Raw genomic sequence first — 22,909 nt, forward strand, 5'->3', positions numbered from 1 at the left:
ATCTATAGCGGTATCTGGCAGGTTTCTTTATTCGGGATGTTTATAGGTCCGGCCTGCTCAAAAGGAAGGTGAACCCATGCGTATAGACCGTTTAACCAGCAAGCTGCAGTTAGCCTTGTCCGACGCCCAGTCCCTGGCTGTCGGCCTCGATCATCCGGCCATTGAACCGGCGCATTTGATGCAGGCCATGCTTGAACAGCAGGGTGGTTCGATCAAACCCCTGCTGATGCAGGTGGGTTTCGACGTCAACAGCCTGCGTAAAGAGCTGACCAAAGCGCTCGATCAGCTGCCGAAAATCCAGAACCCGACCGGTGACGTGAACATGTCGCAGGATCTGGCACGCCTGCTCAATCAGGCCGATCGCCTGGCCCAGCAGAAGGGTGACCAATTCATCTCCAGCGAACTGGTGCTGCTCGCCGCGATGGACGAGAACAGCAAGCTCGGCAAATTGCTGCTCGGCCAGGGCGTGAGCAAAAAGGCGCTGGAAAACGCGATCAACAATCTGCGCGGCGGTGAGGCGGTCAATGACGCCAACCAGGAAGAATCACGCCAGGCGCTGGATAAATACACCATCGACCTGACCAAGCGCGCTGAAGAGGGCAAGCTCGATCCGGTGATCGGCCGTGACGATGAAATTCGCCGCACCATTCAGGTTCTGCAACGCCGCACCAAGAACAACCCGGTGCTGATCGGTGAACCTGGCGTGGGTAAAACCGCCATCGCCGAAGGCCTGGCTCAGCGCATCATCAACGGTGAAGTGCCGGACGGTCTCAAAGGCAGGCGCCTTTTGTCCCTGGACATGGGGGCATTGATTGCCGGTGCCAAATACCGCGGCGAGTTCGAAGAGCGCCTCAAGTCCCTGCTCAATGAACTGTCGAAGCAGGAAGGGCAGATCATTCTGTTCATCGACGAGTTGCACACCATGGTCGGCGCGGGCAAGGGCGAAGGCTCGATGGACGCAGGCAACATGCTCAAACCGGCATTGGCTCGCGGTGAGCTGCATTGCGTCGGCGCGACCACGCTCAACGAGTACCGTCAATATATAGAGAAGGATGCGGCCCTCGAGCGGCGCTTCCAGAAGGTCTTGGTGGACGAGCCGAGCGAAGAAGACACCATCGCCATCCTGCGTGGTCTGAAAGAGCGCTACGAAGTTCACCACAAGGTGGCAATCACCGACGGTGCAATCATCGCCGCGGCCAAGCTCAGCCATCGCTACATCACGGACCGCCAGTTGCCGGACAAGGCCATCGACCTGATCGACGAAGCCGCCAGCCGCATCCGCATGGAAATCGATTCCAAGCCGGAAGTGCTGGACCGTCTGGAGCGTCGCCTGATTCAGCTGAAGGTGGAATCCCAGGCGCTGAAGAAAGAAAGCGACGACGCGGCGAAGAAACGTCTGGAAAAATTGCAGGAAGAAATCGCCCGTCACGAGCGTGAGTATTCGGATCTCGAAGAGATCTGGAACTCGGAAAAAGCCGAGGTCCAGGGTTCCGCACAGATCCAGCAGAAAATCGAACAGTCCCGTCAGGAACTGGAAGCCGCGCGCCGTAAAGGCGATCTGAACCGCATGGCCGAGCTGCAATACGGGGTGATCCCGGACCTGGAGCGCAGCCTGCAAATGGTCGACCAGCACGGCAAAAGCGAAAACCAGTTGTTGCGCAGCAAGGTGACTGAAGAAGAGATCGCTGAAGTCGTGTCGAAATGGACCGGCATCCCCGTGGCGAAAATGCTCGAGGGCGAGCGCGAAAAACTGATGAAGATGGAAAGCCTGTTGCACCAACGTGTGATCGGTCAGGACGAAGCCGTGATCGCCGTCTCCAACGCAGTGCGGCGTTCCCGTGCCGGGTTGTCCGATCCGAATCGCCCGAGCGGTTCGTTCATGTTCCTCGGCCCGACCGGTGTCGGTAAAACCGAGTTGTGCAAGGCRCTGGCCGAGTTCCTCTTTGATACTGAAGAGGCGATGGTACGGATCGACATGTCCGAGTTCATGGAGAAGCATTCCGTGGCTCGTCTGATCGGCGCGCCACCGGGCTACGTGGGCTATGAGGAGGGCGGTTACCTGACCGAGGCGGTGCGTCGCAAGCCTTACTCGGTGATCCTGCTGGATGAGGTCGAGAAGGCCCACCCGGATGTGTTCAACATCTTGCTGCAAGTGCTTGAAGATGGCCGTTTGACCGACAGCCATGGCCGCACGGTGGATTTCAAAAATACCGTGATCGTCATGACCTCCAACCTGGGCTCGGTACAGATCCAGGAACTGATAGGGGATCGCGAAGCGCAGCGCGCAGCGGTGATGGATGCGATTTCCACGCACTTCCGGCCGGAGTTCATCAACCGGGTCGACGAAGTGGTGATCTTCGAGCCGCTGGCTCGGGATCAGATCGCGGGCATTACCGAGATCCAGTTGGGTCGCCTGCGTAGCCGTCTGACCGAACGCGAGCTGAAGYTTGAGCTGAGTCCGGAAGCGATGGATAAGCTGATTGCTGTCGGTTACGACCCGGTCTATGGCGCACGGCCGCTCAAACGGGCGATCCAGCGCTGGATCGAGAACCCGCTGGCCCAGCTGATTCTATCGGGTCGTTTCATGCCCGGAGAGACCGCCAAAGGTGTGGTGGAACACGACGAAATCGTCTTTGTCTGATCCCCAGTGGCAACAAAATGAAAGAGGCCTCGCATTGCGAGGCCTTTTTTTCGATAGGCTGTTGAACTCAAAGGAAAATGCTTGTAAAGTGCGCCCCGCAGTAAGTCACCCCGAGAGGGTTTCTGCTCCCCAAGCAGGAATCTGAAATAAGTTGCAAATCATTAACTTGAAAGCAATTTAGGGGGTTGACAGAGGTGCTTAAGATTGTAGAATAGCGCGCCTCAGACACACGAACGCAGCGATGCGAACGAGTCGAAGAGCTGAAGCAAGCTTCACAGTTGTAAATTGAAATATGTAGTTCCGTGATAGCTCAGTCGGTAGAGCAAATGACTGTTAATCATTGGGTCCCAGGTTCGAGTCCTGGTCACGGAGCCAATTTCAAACCGGGGTATAGCGCAGTCCGGTAGCGCGCCTGCTTTGGGAGCAGGATGTCAGGAGTTCGAATCCCCTTACCCCGACCATTTTTGGGTCGTTAGCTCAGTTGGTAGAGCAGTTGGCTTTTAACCAATTGGTCGTAGGTTCGAATCCCACACGACCCACCATTTTTGAAACCAGTTAACGCTGGGATCGAATCTTAAGATCAGACGCCAAAAGCTCTGTTCGCAGAAGGCGCCTTTCAAAGGTGCCTTTTTTTTACCGGGGTATAGCGCAGTCCGGTAGCGCGCCTGCTTTGGGAGCAGGATGTCAGGAGTTCGAATCCCCTTACCCCGACCATATTAAAAATCCTCGTATCGAAAGATACGGGGATTTTTTTTTGTCTGCGAAAAAGCAGATCGCTTCAAGTCATCGTACAACTTGCCGATAACGAGCTAACGGGGCATGGACAGGGCCTCGACTCCAGCCAATAAAAACAAAGGCGCTCGTTATGTTTCTTCGTCAGCTGAATATTGCCCCTCGCGCCGCGCTGGGTTTTGCCTTGATCGCGGTACTGGTGGCATTGCTCGGGGTATTTGCACTGGGGCAGATGTCGAGCATTCGCGACAGCGAGGTGGCGGTGGAGGCCCAATGGTTGCCGAGCATTCGCGGCGGTGACGAGATCCGCGAGCTCATGCTGCGCATCCGTACCATTTCCCTGCGCATGGCCTTGGATCAAGATCCGAAGAACATCGCCACTTACCGCAGCCAAATGGACACGCGCGACAAGGAATTGAGCGAGAAAATTGCCGCTTATGACAAATTGGTCACCACCCCTGAGGGCCAGGAGTTGTATGACCAGTTCAAAAAAACCTTCGCCGCCTACGGCAGCGGCATCGCCCAATCCTTCACCCTCGCTGAGCAAGGGAGGCGTGACGAGCTGACCAAACTACTGCTGGTCGACATGAAGACTGTTGTCGACGGTTCGGGCAAACAGCTCAACGATCTGGCGGAACTGTTCACCCGGCTAGTGGCCGCCGAGAGCCGGAAATCCCAAGAGCACTATGCCACCTCCCGGATGATCGTCAGCCTGTTTATTGCCCTCGCGGCGCTGGCCACGGTCGGCCTTGCGATGCTGTTGACCCGTAGCATCGTCAAACCCTTGGCAGAGGCGTTGAACGCTGCGGAAAACGTGGCACGAGGCGATCTGACCCGCCCCATCGAGACCCATGGCAACGACGAAGTGAGCCGCTTGCTCAAGGCGCTGGCGACCATGCAACACAACCTGCGTGACACCTTGCAGGGCATCAGCGGTTCGGCGGCGCAATTGGCGACGGCAGCCGATGAATTGAACGCGGTCACCCTCGACTGCACCCAGAATCTGCAACAGCAGAACAACGAGATTGAACAAGCGGCGACAGCCGTCACCGAAATGACCACCGCGGTGGAGGAGGTCGCACGCAACGCGGTTTCTACCTCTGACGCCACGCGCCAATCCAGTGAGTCGGCACACGTTGGCCATCAGCGAGTGAGCGAAACCGTGAGTGCCATCAGCGCCCTTGCCAGCGATGTACAGACGACGGGCGGCTTGGTGCAGTCGCTGGCCAGCCAGTCTCAGGACATCGGCAAGGTGCTGGATGTGATTCGTGCCATTGCTGAACAGACCAATTTGCTCGCCCTCAACGCGGCCATCGAAGCGGCGCGTGCGGGCGAAAGTGGTCGAGGTTTCGCGGTGGTTGCCGACGAAGTGCGTGCCTTGGCGTACCGCACGCAACAGTCGACTCAGGAAATCGAAAAAATGGTTCAGGGCATGCGTACTGGCTCAACCCAGGCGCTGGACTCCATGCAAGCCAGCTCCTCGCGGGCCGCCAGCACCCTGGCGTTGGCGGAGCATGCGGGCGAAGCGCTGCAGACCATCACCGCTTCGGTTCACCAGATCCACGAACGCAACCTGGTGATCGCCAGCGCCGCCGAGGAGCAGGCGCAAGTGGCGCGTGAAGTTGATCGCAACCTGGTGAACATTCGCGATTTGTCGGTACGCTCCGCTGCTGGCGCCGATCAGACTAGCGCCTCCAACCATGAGCTGTCGCAGTTGGCCAATTCGTTACGGACCATGGTGCAGCGGTTTCAGTTGTAAATCCGCCGGACGAAAAAAAGCCCCGCTCCTCGATGGAGAAGCAGGGCCTGGTCTTCATTGGCTTAGCTGTTGTCTTTCAGGTGCTCGAACAAGCCTTTTGGCATTTGTTTGCCATTGGCTTCGTAGCTGGCTTTCACATTGTCGAAAGCCTCTTGTTCCGAGATTTGACCATCGTGGTTGGTGTCGATCTTGTCGAAGTCGCCCTTGGGCGCCACTTTCAGGAACTCCGCACGGGACACCTGACCATCGCCATTGGTGTCGGTCTTGGCCATCGAGGCATCGCCGCACTTGCCTTCGCCACATTTGCCTTCTGGGGTTTTTACCGAAGTTTCGGCGGAGGCGACCATGTAGCCCTGGGTCAGTGGCTGCGCGGCGAATACGGAACCGGACAACATCAGGCCGCCGGCCAGGACGGCACCGAGCAGGCCAACGGTGTTTTTGCTGAGAGTAGTGGTACGGGACATTACAAATCTCCTGGGTTGCACGACACAACCGTTCGATAAAGGACGCCACGCAAGTGCGGCGATGACCGAAGCAGGCGGTGCCTTGCTCGGGTGTGGCCATTTAGCGGGCGCGGTGTATCGCTACTGTGTCGTGCAAGGAGGGAGTTTGTAAGCGAAGGGGTGAAATCGTGGGGCAGATACAGTGAGACACGTAGGTGTCAGGAAGTTGGACCGGGACGCATGATTCGCGGGCAAGCCTCTCTCCTACGGGGGAGTCGATCGCATCTTTCGATTTGACTCCGAACTGTAGGAGCGAGGCTTGCCCATGAAGAGGCCCTAAGTGACGCCGAAGCTCTTAATGCAACTTGAGCCGCGGCTCGGTCCCACGCCCAATCTTGCTACCCAGCATCAACATCGCCGTACRGAACGCGCCATACAGCGCCATCTGGTGCATGCGGTACAGCGACACGTAAAACATCCGTGCCAGCCAGCCCTCGAGCATCACGCTGCCGGTCAGGTTGCCCATCAAGTTACCCACAGCCGAAAAACGCGACAGCGAGATCAGCGAGCCGTAGTCGGTGTATTTGTATTCCGGCAGGGCCTTGCCTTCGATCCGCAGTTTCAGCGATTTGGCCAGCAACGAAGCCTGTTGGTGGGCCGCCTGGGCACGCGGCGGCACATTGCGGTCGCTGCCCGGTTGCGGGCAGGCCGCACAGTCGCCGAAGGCGAAGATGTTCTCGTCGCGGGTGGTTTGCAGGGTCGGCAGCACTTGCAGCTGGTTGATGCGGTTGGTTTCCAGGCCATCGATGTCCTTGAGGAAACCCGGCGCACGAATCCCGGCGGCCCAGACTTTGAGGCTGGCGTTGATTACCTGGCCGTCGGCGGTAATCAGGCTGTCGGCGGTCACTTCGCTGACCGCGGCATTGGTCATGACGTTGACCCCGAGTTTCTCCAGGGTTTTATGCACAGGCCCGCCGATCCGCTCCGGCAGCGCCGGGAGAACCCGTGGTCCGGCTTCGATCAGGGTGATGTGCATGTTTTCCGGTTTGATCCGGTCCAGGCCATAAGCCGCCAGTTCATGGGCGGCGTTGTGCAGTTCCGCTGCCAGTTCGACCCCGGTGGCACCGGCGCCGACGATGGCCACGCTGATCTGTTGCACGGTGTCGGTCTGTCCGGCGTGCGCGCGCAGGTAGTGATTGAGCAGTTGCTGATGGAAGCGCTCGGCCTGCTTGCGGGTGTCGAGGAACAGGCAGTGTTGCGCCGCGCCTTGAGTACCGAAGTCGTTGGTGGTGCTGCCGACAGCAATCACCAGCGAGTCGTAAGGCACTTCGCGCGCGGGTACCAGTTCAAGGCCAGCATCGTCGTAGGTGGCGGCCAGCTGGATTTTCTTCTGTGTGCGATCGAGCCCGCTCATGCGCCCCAGCTGGAACTCGAAATGGTTCCATTTTGCCTGGGCAACATAGTTGAGTTCGTCTTCGGAAGAGTTGAGCGATCCAGCGGCCACTTCGTGCAACAGCGGTTTCCAGATGTGGGTCAGGTTCGCGTCGACCAGCATCACACTGGCCGTGCCGCGCTTGCCCAGAGTCTTACCCAGACGGGTAGCCAACTCCAGACCGCCGGCGCCGCCGCCAACGATGACAATACGATGAGTCATGGGGATATCTCGCAAGGCTAAAAGAAATCTGTACCGTTACCCGAGCGAGCGCAAGGCAGCTCATAGCGTCAGGTAACTGATAAGTCGGCTCAACAGGCCTAAACCAATGGTCACTGCCAACACCACCACCAGGAGCATCCACGGCCGGAAAGGCCGGCGCTCGACTTGGTGCTGGGACAGGTGCAGGTACTCTTCGACATGCTTCTGGTCGTCGGGGTTCAGGCGGCTGGTCATAAAGGCCTCGTCGGGTAGACGTTGCTGAATGTGCAGACGTTACAGCAGATTGTCTGCAAGCGTTGAACGGTGCATGTGGTTCGGGTGAACGATTGCGCTTTGTAACATTCGGCCAGTGATTGCGCCATCCTGTGCAGGGTTGCCGCTATATGTGGCGGGACTCACAAGCTGATCCCGACATCGAAGACGATGCTGCGCCCCAGGTTGCTGCGCAGGAAATCCGGGGCATCCGGGTGGGCGAAGAGTACGCGGGCGAAGGTCGGGCCGACCAGCGACAACGAGCGCCAGCCCTGGCGCAGGTATTCGGTGGGCGGCGGGAAGTGGCTGTTGAGGTCCAGCACTTCGCGCTTGAGGCTGGCGAAGGCGATGATGTCCAGATCCCCCAGGTCCATGCCGCGCTCTTTGTAGTTGTGGGCTTTTTTGCGCAAGGTTGGTGCCAGTCTCAGCAGAAATTCATTAGCCGGGATCCGCCGGGGCTTGGCCTCGCGGCGCACCAGTTGGCTCAGGGAGAACGCGCTGCGCCGACGTTGCAGCTCATCACGCCATTCATCATTGAGGCGCCGGCCCTCGTCGAGCACGAAGAACACCTCGAAATTCGCGTCGCGAAACAGCACGTCCGGCGGCTCTCCGGCGGGGGCAAACTCGTCGGCGCGATAGGGAATGTTCAGACCTTGCAGCAGGCGCTGGCAAACCCAACGCTCACGCTCCCATTTGCGGGCATTGGAAAGGAACGTGTTGGCTTGCTCGGCCGCAATGGTCAGCAGGCGTAAATAATCGGAGTCATCCATAGGCCCAAGCTTAGCGTTCAAATGTGATCTGAATAATAAAGTCTGTCGCAAAAGAAAAAAGTCGGTCGCGATTTCTTCAGATAGAACCTTACCTGCTTTTTCTGACGTACCTATAGGTGTTCGCGCTGTTGTAGCCTTTCCATGCTGTGTTTGATGACATCCATCACCGCAGCGGTCATGACTGAGGTAGAGACACCAAACATCAGGATGCCGTTGGCTGCTTCCAGTGGGCCAAGCAGACGCCAGCGTGGGGACATGATGATATCGCCATAGCCCAGCGTGGCGAAGTTGACTGCCGAGTGATAGAGCGCAGTGGCGAATTCGTCGAATTCGTCGAGCAACATGAACAGGGTGGCCCAGATGGCGATCTGCACGAAATTGCCGAGCAACATCAGCACCATGACCATCGACAGCAACAGGATATTCAGCCATTGCGATTCACGATTTGGATGGGTATGCCTGAAATGCACGTAATGGCGCAAACAGATAGTTATGAAAACGGCTTGCATCAGCAGGCAGAACAGCATCACGGGGAGACCGGCGAGTAGATTCAACAGCATGGCGATATCCTCGGCAGACGTGTCAGATCGGTCCCTGGCGGTCTGTCCCGGGTTCTTGCGCTTTATCGTCCACCCATTGCCAGAACAGCCGATAACCGACAGCCAATATCACAGGGCCGATAAACAGGCCGAGGATACCGCTCGTGACCATGCCGCCCAAGGCACCGATCAGCACCACCGGCATTGGCACATCGACACCTCGGCCTAACAGCAACGGCTTGAGGACGTTATCGACCAGGCCCGCAACGAAGACATAGATGGCAAACACAATGGTCGCCGTACTGGCACCTTCGTTCGCGAAGACGTAGACGATGACCGGAAGGGTAATCAGGGTGGCCGGTAATTGCATGATGCCAATAAGCAGCACCGCCAAGGCGAGAAGACCTGCGCCGGGGATGCCCATGGACACAAAGCCGATGCCGATCAACAGCATCTGGATGAAGGCGATGCCGACCACGCCCAACGCCACTGCCCGGATGGTCGCGGTGCACAGCTCGGTGATTTTCGGTCCCTTGACCGGGCCGCAGAAGCGCGAAGCGATTTGCACTGCGCTGCGGTGGCCACTTTCACCATAGGCTAAAAAAATACCGGCAATAATCAGGGCAAAGATAAATAAAAGGAGCCCCATGCCGGCCCCCGCCAGCTTGCTCAGCAGGGAGAGGCTGACACCTTTGATTTGCGGTATGAACTTCTGTAGCAGGTCGGGCAGGTTGGTGACAGCTTGTGTCCATAAGCCATGAAGGGGTTTGCCCACAAGTGGCCAGCCGGCCACCGCGTCGGACGGAGGGGGGATATGGAAACTGTCACTTTTGACCATGCTTATCGCCCGTTCCACGGAGTCTGCAATCGAGGTTCCCAACAAATAGGCAGGCACCATAAGGATGCAGATGGCGATCAGCACAATCAGCGTCGCGCTGAGCCCATCCTTGTTTCCCAGCGCGCCTTTGAACCTGACTTGTGACGGGTAGAGGGTGATTGCCAGGATTATCGACCACAGCATCAGATCGAGGAATGGACTGAATATCTGGAAGCAGAAAACCACCAGAACGGCGATCAACCCGGCACGAATCAGTACATCGAGCAGACCTCGGGAAAAAGCCTTTTCGGAAATTGGCGTGGGAACCATCGATTTTTCCTCCTATAGGAGCAAAGGCATGAGCCGGGTAAATCCAGCATAGACGTGCTCCTCGCCACAGGTTTCTCTGATTCAAGACCCTCTTTCCCCGCCCAACGCCCGGTTCCGAGCGGTGCACAAAACGGATAGCGATCTGCGCAAAGCGGATATTGCCCCGTGCCTGGCGACTTTACCCTCGGCTGTACGGACGTTAGCCGCGTTACCGACTCTTAAAAAAACAACAACAAGAGATAGATGCCATGCGCAAGATTGACGTACATGAGGTTATCGACAAGGCACGATTCAACCGCTTTCACTGGATGGTGCTGTTCTGGTGCGCCCTGATCATCATTTTCGACGGTTACGATTTGGTGATCTACGGCGTGGTGTTGCCGATGCTGATGAAAGAGTGGGGGCTCAGTCCTCTGCAAGCCGGCGCACTGGGAAGTTATGCACTGTTTGGAATGATGTTCGGCGCGCTGTTTTTCGGCCCGCTGTCAGACAAGATCGGTCGTAAAAAAGCCATCACCCTGTGCGTGATGCTGTTCAGCGGTTTTACCGTGCTCAACGGTTTTGCCAGTAACCCCACCGAGTTTGGCCTCTGTCGGTTCATTGCCGGGCTGGGCATTGGCGGGGTGATGCCCAACGTCGTGGCGCTGATGAACGAATACGCGCCGAAGAAAATCCGCAGCACGCTGGTGGCGATCATGTTCAGCGGCTACTCGGTGGGCGGCATGCTCTCGGCGGGGCTCGGCATCGTGCTGATCCCAAGTTTCGGCTGGCAGTCGGTGTTTTACGTGGCGGTGCTGCCGTTGCTGCTGTTGCCGTTGATCATGCACTTCCTGCCTGAATCGGTGGGCTTCATGCTGCGTCAGGGGCGCAATGAAGAGGCGCGCAACATTCTCCAGCGAGTCGATCCGGCGTACATCGCGCAAACCGGCGATCAGCTGCACATAAGCGAAGTGAAGGGCAGCGGCACCCCGGTGTTGCAGTTGTTTCGTGAGGGGCGGGCGCTGCGCACGCTGATGCTGTGGCTGGCGTTTTTCTGCTGCTTGTTGATGGTCTACGCCTTGAGTTCCTGGCTGCCGAAACTGATGGCAAGCGCCGGTTACAGCCTGGGCTCGAGCCTGTCGTTCCTGCTGGTACTCAACTTCGGCGCCATTTTTGGCGCGGTCGGCGGCGGTGTGCTGGGTGACAAACTCAACCTGCCACGCGTGTTGGCGGTGTTCTTCGCCGGTGCAGCCGTATCGATCACCTTGCTTGGCTTCAACAGCCCGATGCCGGTGTTGTACCTGCTGATCGCCATCGCTGGCGCCACCACCATCGGCTCGCAGATACTGCTGTACGCCTGCGCCGCGCAGTTCTACTCCATGGCCATTCGCTCCACCGGTTTGGGCTGGGCGTCGGGCATCGGCCGCAACGGCGCCATCGTCGGCCCGCTGCTGGGCGGTGCCTTGCTGGGGATCAGCCTGCCGCTGCAACTGAACTTCATGGCGTTTGCCTTGCCCGGTGCGGTGGCCGCCATTGCCATGACCGTGTTCGCGATCAGCAGTCAGCGCAGTGTCAAACAAGCGCTGTCGGGCCTGCGCCATGGTTCGCGTGACGGGTCTGTCGGCGACGTTTCATGAAAGCGTTATTCCGGGATTTTTCCTTGTCGGCTGCCGTGGCCGGATTTATCGCGACGGTGATTTCCTACGCGGGCCCCCTGGTGATCATCTTTCAGGCCGCCGAAACCGCTCACCTCTCGCGAGAAGTGCTGTCGTCGTGGGTCTGGGCGATTTCCATCGGCAGCGCCGTGCTCGGCATCGGTTTGAGCTTGCGTTACCGGGTGCCGGTGATCATCGCGTGGTCGGCGCCGGGCTCGGCGTTGCTGGTGGCGCTGTTGCCGGGAATATCCATGCCCGAAGCGGTGGGCGCGTACCTGGTCAGCAGCCTGATTATCTTTCTGGTCGGGGTGTCGGGGGCATTTGACCGGATCATCGGCAAACTGCCCGCGGCGATTGCGGCGGCGATGCTGGCAGGGATTCTGTTCAGTTTCGGCACCGGGTTGTTCGTCTCGTTGCAAGGCAAGCCGCAGCTGGTGCTGGCGATGTTTGCCACGTACCTGATCTGCAAACGGGTGATGCCGCGTTATGCGGTGTTGATGGTGCTGCTGGTGGGCTGTTCCATCGCGTTTCTCGCCGGTGATTTGCACCGCGAAGCGCTGGTGATCGGTTTGGCTACGCCAGTGTGGATCACGCCTGCGTTCAGTTTGAGCGCGACGCTGAATATCGCCTTGCCGCTGGTGATGGTGGCGCTGACCGGCCAGTTTGTCCCCGGCATGGCGGTGCTGCGCGCCAGCGGCTACGCAACGCCCGCCGGCCCGATCATCGCCAGCAGTGCGTTGGGCACTGCGCTGTTGGCGCCGTTCGGTTGTCACGGGCTGAATCTGGCGGCGATTACCGCCGCCATCTGTACCGGTCGCGAGGCCCATGAAAACCCGGGCAAACGCTATGTGGCCGGGGTGGTGGGCGGTCTCTGTTATTTGGTGCTGGGGATCTTCGGCGCCACGCTGGTTTCGTTGTTTTCGGCGTTCCCCAAAGAACTGATCGCGGCCTTGGCCGGGCTTGCGTTGTTCGCTGCGATAGCGGGGGCACTGGCTGGCGCAATGGCGGTGCCGAGTGATCGTGAAGCCGCATTGGTGACCTTTCTCACCACCGCCTCGGGCATGTCGCTGTTTGGGTTGTCTGCCGCTTTCTGGGGACTGATTTTCGGCATGGTCACCCACTGGTTGTTAAACGCCCGGCGTCCCATCGCTCGTAGCGCAAATGCTGCGACTGAAGCACTTCAACCTGTCGATCAATAAAAATAAGAGAAAAAACGATGAAACAGATTTTTCCAACAACCGGGTCAGTGTTGTCCATCGCTGTCGTCTCGAGTTTCTCCACCGGTGCGGTGGCCGCCGAGGGCGGCTTCATCGAAGACAGCACCGCCACCTTGCAAGCGCGCAATTACTACTTCAGCCGGGACTTCTCCGACATCGTCGGGGCCAATAAACAGTCGAAGGCCGAAGAGTGGGCACAGGGCTTCATTCTCAACGTCAAATCCGGTTATACCCAGGGTCCTGTCGGTTTTGGTGTGGATGTCATTGGCCTGCTCGGCCTCAAACTCGACAGCAGCCCGGACCGGGTCAATACCGGTTTGCTGCCGGTGCGCAATGATGGACGCGCGGCGAATGAATACAGTCGTCTGGGGGGCGCGCTGAAGGTGCGTTACTCCAAGACCGAATTGAAGGTGGGGGAGCTGCAACCCAACCTGCCGGTGCTGGCCTTCAGCGATATCCGTCTGCTGCCGCCCAGTTATCAGGGCGCAAGCATCAGCTCCAATGAGATCGATGGCCTGACCTTACAGGGCGGTCATTTGAGTTCGACCAGCCTGCGCAACGAGGCTGGCGATGAAAAGATGCAAGCCATGCTCGGTCATGTACCCCAGCGTCAGGTCAGCAGCGATGGTTTCAACTTTGCCGGCGCCGACTACGCGTTCAATGATAAACGCAGCTCGGTCAGCGCCTGGTTCGGGCAATTGGAGGATATCTACAACCAGCGCTTTCTCGGCTTCAAGCACAGCGAGCCGTTGGGTGACTGGACCCTGGGCGCCAACCTTGGCTATTACGATTCGCGCGAGGACGGCAAAAAATTACTGGGCAACATCGACAACCAGGCGTTCTTCTCTTTGCTGTCGGCCAAGCGCGGCGGTCACACGTTTTATGTCGGCTATCAGGGTATGTTCGGCGACAGCGCCTTCCCGCGAGTGTTTGCCAACATCACTCCGTTGGGCAACGAGGTGCCGACCTACGAGTTTGCCTACGCCGACGAGCGTTCCTGGCAGGCGCGTTACGACTACGACTTCGCCGCCCTCGGCGTGCCGGGGCTGACCAGCACCGTGCGTTACATCACCGGCAATAACGTCGACACCGGCAAGGGGTTTGAAGGCAAGGACCGCGAGCGCGATCTGGACATCGGCTATGTGTTGCAAAGCGGCAGCCTCAAAGGCCTCGGGATCCGCGTGCGCAACGCCATGGCGCGCTCCAACTACCGCAGTGATATCGACGAGAACCGCCTGATTCTCAGCTACACATGGAAGTTGTTATGACCGGAGCGATCACAGATCGGTGGTGCAGTTGCCCATGACTTCGTACGTCACGCGATGGGTCTGGCCCTGATGGTCGATATATTCCATGGTCGCTGGCACGACTCCGCAGGCGGTTGCGGTGTCTGTCACTGAAACGACCTTGGCGATGTCCAGTGGTTGTGCCGGGTTGTACGGGGTGGCAGCGGCTGGCTCGTTGGCGGCCAGGGCCGAGGTGGCGGCGAGGGTCAGGAGCAGGCTGGTCAGGGTTTTCATTTTTCTGTGCTCTGTGTGGGTTCCAGTGTCTGAATTTTAGTCTTTGTCTGCGGGGGATAAAGGGGGCTGGGTCTGATTCAGTCTTGCAGGAAATGTAACAATCGCTGGGTCTTTTTTATTGGGGGTATATCCGTTTCTGCGGTAACGGCGAGACAGATCAAGATCAAAAGTCAAAGCAACGGCAAGATCAAAAGATCGCAGCCTTCGGCAGCTCCTACTGGGGGAATATGTACCCGCGTCCAACCAGGTCGGCTGGTAGGCCGCCTCGCTTTTGATTTTGACGCACCGCCCCCTCGAGAGGCCGAATGGAGGGGCAAAAGCGCTTTGGTTACTTTCGCGCTTTTCGAAAGTGACCCGCCGTAAGGGCGGAACCATAAGTGGCCGTTACAAAAAAATGGATATGTACGCCACCAAAGAGCCGCCATTACCGCAGCAACGAATATGCCCCCCAATCGTAAAACGCCCCTCCAGAGCAAAATCAAAGGGCGGTGTAGACTGATGACCTGTTCTCTTCTGGTAAGACAAAGGAGTGTGCCCAGCCATGATCGGTGCCGAGTTACTGTCATCCCAAACCCTGACGATGGGGTGGTTGATCTATATACCGGCACTGATCTGGGCAATTGCACGAGCGCCATGGGTCGAACTGTTCAGCGACAGCCGCCGCCAGCATCTGTTGTTCGGTACGGTGTTTGCGCTGTTCATGCTGTGGCTGGTGCGACGGGACTTCGATACCGGTGTGTCCTATCACTTCATCGGCATGACCGCCGTGACCTTACTACTGGATTGGCCGTTGGCGATTGTCGGCGGGTTGGTCGCGCAGGTGGGCTTGGTGTTGCTCGGGCGTCAGGACCTGGCCGCTGTCGGGGTCAATGGCGCTCTGCTGATCCTGCTGCCGGTGCGGGTCACCGAGTGCTGCGCCATCCTGGTGGAGCGCGCGCAGCCACGTAATCCCTTCGTGTACATCTTCTGTTCCGGTTTTTTTGCCGCTGCGCTGTCGGCCTTGTTGTGCCTGATCCTGACGCTCACGCTGCTGTGGTACGACGAGCGATTCGTCATGCCGTACTGGCTGGAAGACTTTGTCGGTTACCTGTGGTTGCTGATTTTTCCGGAAGCGTTCATCAACGGCATGGTGGTCAGCGCGTTGGTGGTGTTTTGCCCAGAATGGCTGGAGACGTTCAATCGCACGCGCTATCTATCGGCGCCCTGGAAAGATGACGATCCCAAATCTTGATCCACATCAAATCCAAAAAACGTTGACGAATCCATGCTTCGGAAAACCTTCAGGAGCATCGAAATGAGTGTCTACGAGTGGGCCAGGCAGGAGTTGCGTCAGAGTCTGGATGTGGCGCAAGAGGTGGGCTTTGATCCGGGGTTGAGCCTGCGCGCCTTGCTCAGTGCGGTGGTGCAGCAGAGCAAGGCAGTGCGCAATATCGAAGACCTGGCCGATGAGTTGCGGTTTCTCGCCGAGAACCTCGACGAGGGCCAGGACTATGGCTTTATGCGGCCCTGATGGCCGGGATCAGTGACGCGGGTCGAAGTCGCCGCTGAACATCTCGTCCTCGGCATCAGGGGGCACCGGGATCTTGTGTTCTTCCGACGCCCAGGCGCCCAAGTCGATCAGTTTGCAACGGTCCGAACAGAACGGCCGGAACTTGCTCTCGGGGCTCCATTCGACAGGGGCGCCACAGGTTGGGCAATCGACGGTCGGGGTTTGGCTCATGACTGGCCTCCACGCAAAGTAAGGTAAAAGTGATGCAGGCGTTCGACCTCGCTGTGCAGCCAGGCGAGGTCGCGGTCGTTGACCACCACATCGTCGGCATGGCTCAAGCGGTCCTGTCGGCTGGACTGAGCCTTGAGGATCGCCTGGACTTGCTGCTCGCTGGTCTGGTCACGCTGCAGGGTGCGTTCGATCTGTAACTGTTCCGGGGCATCGATCACCAGGACCCGTTGGGTCATGGCGTACTGCCCGGACTCGATCAGCAGCGGCGAAACCAGAATCGCGTAAGGCGATTGTGCCTTGGCCAGATGATGGGCGATTTCCTCGGCGATCAACGGATGCAGTAGCGCTTCGAGCCAGCGGCGTTCTTCCGGCACCTCGAAGATCAGCTTGCGCAGGGCTGCACGATCCAGCTGGCCATCGGCTTGCAACACGCCGGGGCCAAAGTGCTCGGCGATTTTTGCCAGTGCCGGGCGACCGGGTTCGACCACCCAGCGAGCCGCATGATCGGCGTCCACCACGTGCACGCCGAGGTCGATGAAGTGCTGCGCAGCCGCGCTTTTGCCGCTGCCGATGCCGCCGGTCAGGCCGAGAATCCAGGGTTTTTCCACAGGGGTATTCATTTCAAACCGACAAACTGCCAATAGAAGCCGGTTATTTGACCACCCCAGAGCAAGGCAATCCAGCCGGCAATGGCCAGATAGGGTCCAAAGGGTAGCGGCGTCGAGGTTTTCGCATCCCGCAGGCGCAGCAAAATCACCCCGAGAATGGCCCCTACCAGCGATGACAGCAGAATGGTCATGGGCAGGATCTGCCAGCCGCCCCAGGCGCCGAGCATCGCCAGGAGCTTGAAATCGCCGTAACCGATGCCGTCCTTGCCGGTGACCAGCTTGAACAGCCAGAACACCGTCCACAGCGCCATGTAGCCGGCCACCGCGCCCCAGAACGCGTCATGCAGTGATACGAAGAGCCCGAAGCTGTTGAGGACCAGTCCCAGCCACATCAACGGCATCACCAGTACGTCCGGCAACAGTTGATGTTCGGCATCGATCAGGCTCATCGCCAGCAAGCCCCAACTCAGGACCAGCACCATGCAGGCCTGCCAGCCGAAACCGAAATGCCAGGTGACGAACGCCGACAGCAGGCCGCAGGCCAGTTCGGTCAGCGGGTAACGTTTACTGATCGGCGCTGCACAGCTCGAGCATCGCCCACGTAAAAACAGATAACTGAGTATTGGAATGTTCTCCCACACTCGAATCCGATGGCCGCAGTGGGGACACTCGGAGTGGGGCAATATCAGGTTGTAGGTCGGGCCGGGGGCTTCGGCTGGCAAGTCCAGTACGTCATGGGCCTGCAGGCGCCATTCACGCTCGAGCATTTTCGGCAGGCGCCAGACCACCACGTTGAGAAAACTGCCGATCAGCAGGCCGATCAGCCCTGCGGTAATCACAAAGGCCAGCGGGTTGAGGCTCAGAAATTCGTTCAAGGACATATCAGACCGCTGAGCCGAGTTGGAAGATGGGCAGGTACATTGCAACTACCAGCCCGCCGACGATAACCCCCAGCACCACCATGATGAAGGGTTCCATCAGGCTGGTCAGGTTATCGACCATGTTGTCCACCTCGGCCTCGTAGAAACTCGCGACCTTGTCGAGCATGTCGTCCAGCGCGCCGGACTCTTCGCCAATGGCCGTCATCTGGATCGCCATGGTCGGAAAGATACCGGAGGTACGCATGGAAAAATTCAGCTGCATGCCGGTCGAAACGTCCTGCTTGATGCGCAACACCGCTCGCTTGAACACGATATTGCCGGTCGCGCCCGCCACTGACTCAAGGGCTTCGACCAGTGGCACGCCGGCGGCAAACGTCGTCGACAGGGTGCGGGCGTAACGGGCCACGGCGGACTTGTACATGAGCGCGCCAACCAACGGCAGTTTCAGCAGCCAGGTGTCCGTCCGGTCGCGAAAGCCCGGGGAATTCTTGAAGGCATGGCGCAGGCCGAAGATCCCCCCAGCCAACACGCCGAGTATCATCCACCACCAGTCCTGCATGAACTCCGACAAGCCGATGACCATCACGGTGAACGCCGGCAGTTCGGCGCCGAACCCCGAGAATACCGACTGGAATTGCGGCACAACCTTGACCAGCAGAATGCCGGTCACAATGATTGCGACGAACACCACGGCCAGCGGGTAGGTCATGGCTTTCTTGATCTTGGCCTTGAGGCTTTCGCTCTTTTCCTTGTAGGTCGCCACCCGTTCCAGCAGGGTATCCAGGGCACCGGCCTGCTCGCCGGCGTCCACCAGGTTGCAGTACAGCTCGTCGAAATACTGGGGCTTTTTGCGCAGGGCCGCGGCGAAGCTGTTACCGGCCGCGACTTCCTGTTTCACCTCGTCCACCAGCTTGCGCATGTTCGGGTTATCGAAGCCCTCGCCGATGATCTCGAACGATTGCAGGAGCGGTACGCCGGCTTTCATCATGGTCGCCATCTGCCGGGTAAACAGGGCGATGTCCAAGGGTTTGATGCGCTTGCCGGCACTGAAAATGGACGCGTACTTTTTCCGCACCTTGCCCGGATTGATGCCCTGCTTGCGCAACTGGGCCTTGATCAGCGCTGGATTTTGTCCGGTCAACTCGCCGGTCATTTTCGCACCTTTGCGATCCGTGCCTTCCCAGGCATACACGCTGATTTTCGCTGCTTTGACCGCCATATTCAGTCCTTCGTGACCCGGTTGATTTCTTCAAGGCTGGTGATGCCTTGCATGGCCTTGAGCAAGCCCGACGTGCGCAGGTCGTTGAAGCCGTCCTTGCGCATCTGGAGGTCGATCTCCAGTGAATTGCCTTCGGCCATGATCAGCCGTTGCAGGTCAGGAGTGTTCTTCACCACTTCATAAATCCCCACTCGCCCTTTGTAGCCAGCATTGCATTGATTGCAACCGACCGGTTCATAGATCGTGAATGAGCCGATGCGTTCCTCGGGGAAGCCTTCCTTGAGCAGCGTCTCGCGGGGAATCTCGATGGGTTTCTTGCAATGGCTGCACAACTTGCGCGCCAGGCGCTGGGCAATGATCAGGCTGACCGAGGTCGCAATGTTGAAGCCCTGAATCCCCATGTTGTGCAGGCGGGTCAGGGTTTGCGCAGCGCTGTTGGTGTGCAGGGTGGAAAGCACCATGTGCCCGGTCTGGGCGGCCTTGATGGCAATTTCGGCAGTTTCGAGGTCGCGGATTTCGCCGACCATGATCACGTCCGGGTCCTGGCGCAGAAACGAGCGCAACGCCTGGGCGAAGTCCATTCCCTGCCTGGGATTGACGTTGACCTGGTTGACGCCCTCCATGTTGATTTCCACCGGGTCTTCGGCAGTGGAGATGTTGATGTTGACGGTGTTGAGGATGTTCAGTCCGGTATAGAGCGACACGGTCTTGCCTGAACCGGTGGGCCCGGTCACCAGGATCATCCCCTGTGGTTGCTTGAGGGCGGCCATGTACAGGTCTTTCTGCTCCGGCTCATAGCCGAGGGCATCGATGCCCATTTGCGCGCTGGACGGATCAAGGATCCGGATCACCACTTTTTCGCCCCACAGGGTCGGCAGGGTGTTGACCCGGAAGTCGATGGACTTGCTCTTGGACAGGCGCATCTTGATTCGCCCGTCCTGGGGTTTGCGCCGCTCGGAGATGTCGAGACTGGCCATGACTTTGAGCCGGGAAGCAATGCGGTTGGCCAGTTGCGTTGGTGGCTTGGCAACTTCATGCAGGATGCCATCGGTGCGCATCCGCACGCGGTAGGTTTTTTCGTAGGGTTCGAAATGCAGGTCGGAAGACCCGCTCTTGATCGCATCGAGCAACATCTTGTGGACGAAGCGCACCACGGGCGCGTCATCGGTGTCCTGTCCGCCGATGGCGTCCTGTTTCTGGTCGTCGACCGACTCGATGTCCAGACCGTCGAGGTCGACATCGGCCATCTCTTGCAGGTCGGTGGCGTGGCTGTCGAAGAATCTTTCGATGGCGTCGCTAAGCTTGTCCTCTTCGACCAGGATGGCTTCGGTGTTCAGCCCGGTACTGAACTGGATGTCGTTGATGACCTGTTGATTACTCGGATCGGAAACCCCCACGAACAGTTTGTTGCCGCGTCGCCAGAGGGGTAGGGCGTGGTGCTGGCGGATCAGTTTTTCGCTGACCAGCCCCTTGGGTTGGGTGTCTTTTTCCAGGCAGTTGAGGTCCAGCAGGGCCATGCCGAAATGCTCCGAAGCCACCTCGGCGACCTGCCAGCTTTTCAGCAGTTTGTTTTGCACCAGATAACTGACCAGTGAGACTCGATCGCGTTGGGCTTGCTGATACGCCTGTTGCGCACTTTGATCGGTGATCAGCTCGGCCAGCACCAATTGCTTGGCCAGACCGCTAAGGGCAATGTCATTCATTGGGATTCCGGACGCAGGCGGTTAATGACTTATAGCCTAGTCAAACAGTGGAACCAAACCAGCCGAGGTGAGGTGACAAAAAATGTCAGAAAGTGCGGATCCTGGGGGTACGAAAGGTCTTTGTCGTGATCCCGAGCCCAGTCTGCAGGGGCGCATACGACTTGGCATGACCTGTGCTGCACCCTCTACAGATCATGAGATTTCGACTCATGCATGGAGCCTGTCTATGAAAAATCAAAATGGTTTTACCCTGATCGAACTGCTGATCGTGGTGGCGATCATCGGGATTCTGGCGACGTTTGCGTTGCCGCAGTATTCGAAGTACCAATCACGGGCGAAAGTTACCGCTGCGCTTGCAGAAATCTCGGCACTGAAGGTGCCTTTTGAAGACATTATGAATCAGGGTACAGATCCTACCCTCGCTTTGATCGGCGGTACGGCGACTACAGGTAACTGCACGATTACGGCATCGGGTACCACCGCTACCGGTGTGGGCACTATTGCCTGCACGATCCTCAATGCTCCAGGGCCTGTGCTCAGCAAGACCATTACGCTTTCGCGTACCCTCGCCGGTGGCTGGACATGCGCCACCACGGCTCTACAAGAGTACGCACCTAAAGGCTGCACCGGTACCTGATCCATATCACCCGGCATAAACAATGCCCCGCTTCTCACGACGCGGGGCATTTTTGTTGGTCATTTGGGCGGGGGGCGATTCGGATGATCACGAAAACCCCCGACAATTCATGCCCTTAGGCCTGCGTTAAAACCCGCAACTTGCATGTAGATAATGTCRCACTCATGCATTTTGCATGATTTCGAAAGTTGTCATTTTTATTAAGTTGTTGATTTATAGGTATTTATTTTTTGGTTGCTAGTTGGCACAGCGTTCGCACTCTCTCTGGTAACCCTGCTGACAAGACGACACGCAGCAGACTTTCCAGAAGAACAGGAGTTACTCGTATGAAAAAGTTCGCTATCGCTGCCGCTACTGCTACCGCGCTGACCCTGACGATGGCCAACGCTGCATTCGCCCAGACCAGCCATACCACCCAGGCTCCCATGACGCTGGCCGCCGGTGAAGTGACCAAAGCCAAGGAAGCTACTTCCGATACCTGGATCACGACCAAAGTCAAAGCAGACCTGGTGACTGAAAAAGGCATCCCGGGTACCGACATCAAAGTTGAAACCAACAAAGGCGTCGTGTCGCTGTCGTCCACTGTTGCGGTGACTGAAGCTCAGAAAGCCACCGCCGTGGCCATTGCCAAGAAAATCAAAGGCGTCAAAGCGGTGTCCGCTGACGGCCTGAAAGCCGAGTAAGGCAAGGCTTCTCGCCTGGACCGGGAGAAGATGCGGCAGGCGGGCCAGGTCATACGTCTGTCGCTTTTTGAGAGTTCATGCGAAAGGCCATATGGACGTGGCCGTTACAGGCCCCGACATTCGTGTCGGGGCCTGTTCTATTGGGAGCAACGCAAAAAACTGTGGGGGCGAGTTCAGTTACCGCGCTTGCTGGTGATTTGAACCAACCGGTTTCCTTCAAAGCGCAGGTACTGGTACATCCCGCCGTTGGGCCCGTAGGTCCATTCCTCGACCTGAAACTCTTCCCGTCGATTGGCGCTGCGCTTGTAGCCAAGCAGGTCGCGGGCGACGGGCTCTCCGCATTTTTGCAGCACTTCGCTGGACCTGTCCCCGACGCTGATCAATTGACTGCCGCAGCGCAGGGTATCGGCCGCCGCAGCTTGGCCGGCAGCCAATACCAGGGCCAGGCTCATAAGCCATTGCACGCCCATCACTCGGCATCCAGATGCAAGGCCGTCACCACGCGGCCATCGCTTTCGGCCTCACCGAGGTTGGCGTCGATGAAGTACACGCGGTCATCGGCCAACTGCCCTTTGTCCACCAGGTAGTCCTTGATGCTGCTGGCCCGTTCCTGGCCCAGCTGACGCAACAGAACCTCGCTGGAGCTCCAGAAGCCGATCACGCTTTCGCGCATTTTTTTGCTGCGTTCTTCCTTGCCCAGATCCTTCCATTCCGCGGGCGGCTGGATCTTGAGGCGTGTGCGGTAGATTCCTTCGAGCAGCGGGCCTTTCTCRCTGTCCGGCACTTCCAGCATGGAGGCCTGGGCCGGCACTTTGTCACCGCGGCGCTGGAGCATTTTGTAGTAGTTGTACTGGTATTCCCGTTCCAGGCGTTGCTCGGCGAGCAGTGGGCCGTCGCTGCTCTTGGCGGCAGTGCCTTCGATTTCCAGGCGCAGGGCCGGACGCTCCTTGAGCGCCTGGGACAGTTTGATCAGTGTCGCTTCGGCTTCCTTGCTCAAGTCGCTCGAACCTGGTGCAAACGCCACGGTGCCCAGCTCCTCTGAACCGCCGCCGCTGACCAGCCCGCCAATCATTTTGAACGGCGCCGCGGCCGCCTTCACGATCAGATTGCGCAGGGTCTGCCAGATGATCGGCATGATGCTGAACTGCGG

Annotated in this window: 23 protein-coding genes and 4 tRNA genes; 13 read left to right on the forward strand and 14 right to left on the reverse strand. The window is 58.4% G+C overall.

What is annotated here, in order from left to right:
• Window positions 1-76: 76 nt before the first annotated feature.
• The 6 genes from clpB to AC1DIS_RS10865 all read left to right on the forward strand — a co-directional run bounded on the left by clpB (window position 77) and on the right by AC1DIS_RS10865 (window position 5,132).
• Window positions 77-2,641 (forward strand): ATP-dependent chaperone ClpB, encoded by a 2,565-nt coding sequence (clpB, locus tag AC1DIS_RS10840; RefSeq protein ID WP_477780874.1) that lies wholly within the window; start codon window positions 77-79, stop codon window positions 2,639-2,641.
• Window positions 2,642-2,940: 299 nt separating this feature from the next.
• Window positions 2,941-3,016 (forward strand) — tRNA-Asn (locus tag AC1DIS_RS10845).
• Window positions 3,017-3,025: 9 nt separating this feature from the next.
• Window positions 3,026-3,102 (forward strand) — tRNA-Pro (locus AC1DIS_RS10850).
• A gap of 5 nt (window positions 3,103-3,107) precedes the next feature.
• A tRNA-Lys gene (locus AC1DIS_RS10855) sits at window positions 3,108-3,183 on the forward strand.
• A 95-nt stretch (window positions 3,184-3,278) separates the two neighbouring features.
• A tRNA-Pro gene (locus tag AC1DIS_RS10860) sits at window positions 3,279-3,355 on the forward strand.
• Window positions 3,356-3,506: 151 nt separating this feature from the next.
• Window positions 3,507-5,132 (forward strand): methyl-accepting chemotaxis protein, encoded by a 1,626-nt coding sequence (locus tag AC1DIS_RS10865; RefSeq protein ID WP_477748773.1) that lies wholly within the window; start codon window positions 3,507-3,509, stop codon window positions 5,130-5,132.
• A gap of 62 nt (window positions 5,133-5,194) precedes the next feature.
• Here AC1DIS_RS10865 and AC1DIS_RS10870 read toward each other — a convergent pair whose 3' ends face one another.
• The 6 genes from AC1DIS_RS10870 to AC1DIS_RS10895 form a co-directional block, all read right to left on the reverse strand.
• Window positions 5,195-5,596, reverse strand: coding sequence for an HvfA family oxazolone/thioamide-modified RiPP metallophore (locus AC1DIS_RS10870; protein WP_477743876.1), 402 nt, complete (start codon window positions 5,594-5,596; stop codon window positions 5,195-5,197).
• A 334-nt stretch (window positions 5,597-5,930) separates the two neighbouring features.
• Window positions 5,931-7,229 carry an NAD(P)/FAD-dependent oxidoreductase gene (locus tag AC1DIS_RS10875; protein WP_477780875.1) on the reverse strand — a complete coding sequence of 433 codons (1,299 nt, stop codon included), beginning with the start codon at window positions 7,227-7,229 and terminating at the stop codon, window positions 5,931-5,933.
• 60 nt (window positions 7,230-7,289) lie between these two features.
• Window positions 7,290-7,463 (reverse strand): DUF3094 domain-containing protein, encoded by a 174-nt coding sequence (locus AC1DIS_RS10880; RefSeq protein WP_007938396.1) that lies wholly within the window; start codon window positions 7,461-7,463, stop codon window positions 7,290-7,292.
• Window positions 7,464-7,624: 161 nt separating this feature from the next.
• Complete coding sequence (locus tag AC1DIS_RS10885; RefSeq protein ID WP_007938395.1) at window positions 7,625-8,251, reverse strand: DUF1780 domain-containing protein; 627 nt, start codon at window positions 8,249-8,251, stop codon at window positions 7,625-7,627.
• A 110-nt stretch (window positions 8,252-8,361) separates the two neighbouring features.
• The gene (locus AC1DIS_RS10890; RefSeq protein ID WP_018930176.1) at window positions 8,362-8,811 is read right to left on the reverse strand and encodes a potassium channel family protein; all 450 of its coding nucleotides are present in this window, start codon (window positions 8,809-8,811) and stop codon (window positions 8,362-8,364) included.
• Between the two features lie 22 nt (window positions 8,812-8,833).
• A complete protein-coding gene (locus AC1DIS_RS10895; protein ID WP_138866323.1) occupies window positions 8,834-9,937 on the reverse strand; it encodes an AI-2E family transporter in 1,104 nt (367 codons plus the stop codon).
• Between the two features lie 248 nt (window positions 9,938-10,185).
• On the opposite strand from AC1DIS_RS10895, the gene AC1DIS_RS10900 reads away from it, so the two are divergent.
• Genes AC1DIS_RS10900 through AC1DIS_RS10910 form a run of 3 tightly spaced genes read left to right on the forward strand, consistent with a single transcriptional unit; the run spans window position 10,186 to window position 14,056 of the window.
• Window positions 10,186-11,553 (forward strand): aromatic acid/H+ symport family MFS transporter, encoded by a 1,368-nt coding sequence (locus tag AC1DIS_RS10900; protein ID WP_477743878.1) that lies wholly within the window; start codon window positions 10,186-10,188, stop codon window positions 11,551-11,553.
• A complete protein-coding gene (locus tag AC1DIS_RS10905; protein WP_477743879.1) occupies window positions 11,550-12,770 on the forward strand; it encodes a benzoate/H(+) symporter BenE family transporter in 1,221 nt (406 codons plus the stop codon). Before AC1DIS_RS10900 ends, AC1DIS_RS10905 begins: the two co-directional genes overlap by 4 nt.
• Before the next feature lie 17 nt (window positions 12,771-12,787).
• Window positions 12,788-14,056 carry an OprD family porin gene (locus tag AC1DIS_RS10910; RefSeq protein WP_477743880.1) on the forward strand — a complete coding sequence of 423 codons (1,269 nt, stop codon included), beginning with the start codon at window positions 12,788-12,790 and terminating at the stop codon, window positions 14,054-14,056.
• Window positions 14,057-14,065: 9 nt separating this feature from the next.
• On the opposite strand, the gene AC1DIS_RS10915 is transcribed toward AC1DIS_RS10910, so the two are convergent.
• Window positions 14,066-14,308 carry a DUF2790 domain-containing protein gene (locus AC1DIS_RS10915; RefSeq protein WP_477743881.1) on the reverse strand — a complete coding sequence of 81 codons (243 nt, stop codon included), beginning with the start codon at window positions 14,306-14,308 and terminating at the stop codon, window positions 14,066-14,068.
• Window positions 14,309-14,849: 541 nt separating this feature from the next.
• On the opposite strand from AC1DIS_RS10915, the gene AC1DIS_RS10920 reads away from it, so the two are divergent.
• Both AC1DIS_RS10920 and AC1DIS_RS10925 read left to right on the forward strand, forming a co-directional pair.
• Window positions 14,850-15,539, forward strand: coding sequence for an energy-coupling factor ABC transporter permease (locus tag AC1DIS_RS10920; RefSeq protein WP_477743882.1), 690 nt, complete (start codon window positions 14,850-14,852; stop codon window positions 15,537-15,539).
• A gap of 63 nt (window positions 15,540-15,602) precedes the next feature.
• Window positions 15,603-15,818, forward strand: a complete 216-nt coding sequence (locus AC1DIS_RS10925) for a hypothetical protein (protein ID WP_007938959.1) — start codon at window positions 15,603-15,605, stop codon at window positions 15,816-15,818.
• Between the two features lie 9 nt (window positions 15,819-15,827).
• Here the strand turns inward: AC1DIS_RS10925 and yacG are convergent, their stop codons facing one another.
• Genes yacG through pilB form a run of 5 tightly spaced genes read right to left on the reverse strand, consistent with a single transcriptional unit; the run spans window position 15,828 to window position 20,439 of the window.
• Window positions 15,828-16,028, reverse strand: a complete 201-nt coding sequence (gene yacG, locus AC1DIS_RS10930) for a DNA gyrase inhibitor YacG (protein WP_008015124.1) — start codon at window positions 16,026-16,028, stop codon at window positions 15,828-15,830.
• Window positions 16,025-16,648 (reverse strand): dephospho-CoA kinase, encoded by a 624-nt coding sequence (coaE, locus tag AC1DIS_RS10935; RefSeq protein WP_026286732.1) that lies wholly within the window; start codon window positions 16,646-16,648, stop codon window positions 16,025-16,027. Before coaE ends, yacG begins: the two co-directional genes overlap by 4 nt.
• On the reverse strand, window positions 16,645-17,517 hold the full coding sequence (locus AC1DIS_RS10940) for a prepilin peptidase (protein ID WP_477743883.1): 873 nt from the start codon (window positions 17,515-17,517) through the stop codon (window positions 16,645-16,647). The genes coaE and AC1DIS_RS10940 overlap by 4 nt, the downstream gene beginning before the upstream one ends.
• Before the next feature lies 1 nt (window position 17,518).
• Entirely contained in the window at window positions 17,519-18,736 is a 1,218-nt protein-coding gene (locus AC1DIS_RS10945; RefSeq protein ID WP_477743884.1) for a type II secretion system F family protein, read from the reverse strand.
• A gap of 2 nt (window positions 18,737-18,738) precedes the next feature.
• On the reverse strand, window positions 18,739-20,439 hold the full coding sequence (gene pilB, locus AC1DIS_RS10950) for a type IV-A pilus assembly ATPase PilB (RefSeq protein ID WP_064620392.1): 1,701 nt from the start codon (window positions 20,437-20,439) through the stop codon (window positions 18,739-18,741).
• A gap of 226 nt (window positions 20,440-20,665) precedes the next feature.
• Here pilB and AC1DIS_RS10955 point away from each other — a divergent pair, with 226 nt between their 5' ends.
• Window positions 20,666-21,076, forward strand: a complete 411-nt coding sequence (locus AC1DIS_RS10955; RefSeq protein WP_019650990.1) for a pilin — start codon at window positions 20,666-20,668, stop codon at window positions 21,074-21,076.
• A gap of 326 nt (window positions 21,077-21,402) precedes the next feature.
• On the forward strand, window positions 21,403-21,759 hold the full coding sequence (locus AC1DIS_RS10960; protein WP_064620389.1) for a BON domain-containing protein: 357 nt from the start codon (window positions 21,403-21,405) through the stop codon (window positions 21,757-21,759).
• A 173-nt stretch (window positions 21,760-21,932) separates the two neighbouring features.
• Here the strand turns inward: AC1DIS_RS10960 and AC1DIS_RS10965 are convergent, their stop codons facing one another.
• On the reverse strand, window positions 21,933-22,229 hold the full coding sequence (locus tag AC1DIS_RS10965; protein ID WP_477743885.1) for a DUF2845 domain-containing protein: 297 nt from the start codon (window positions 22,227-22,229) through the stop codon (window positions 21,933-21,935).
• A partial coding sequence (locus AC1DIS_RS10970) for a DUF748 domain-containing protein (protein WP_477780876.1) occupies window positions 22,229-22,909 on the reverse strand: 681 nt, incomplete at its 5' end. The genes AC1DIS_RS10970 and AC1DIS_RS10965, both read right to left, overlap by 1 nt.

The organism is Pseudomonas sp. 05N433, assembly GCF_056396925.1.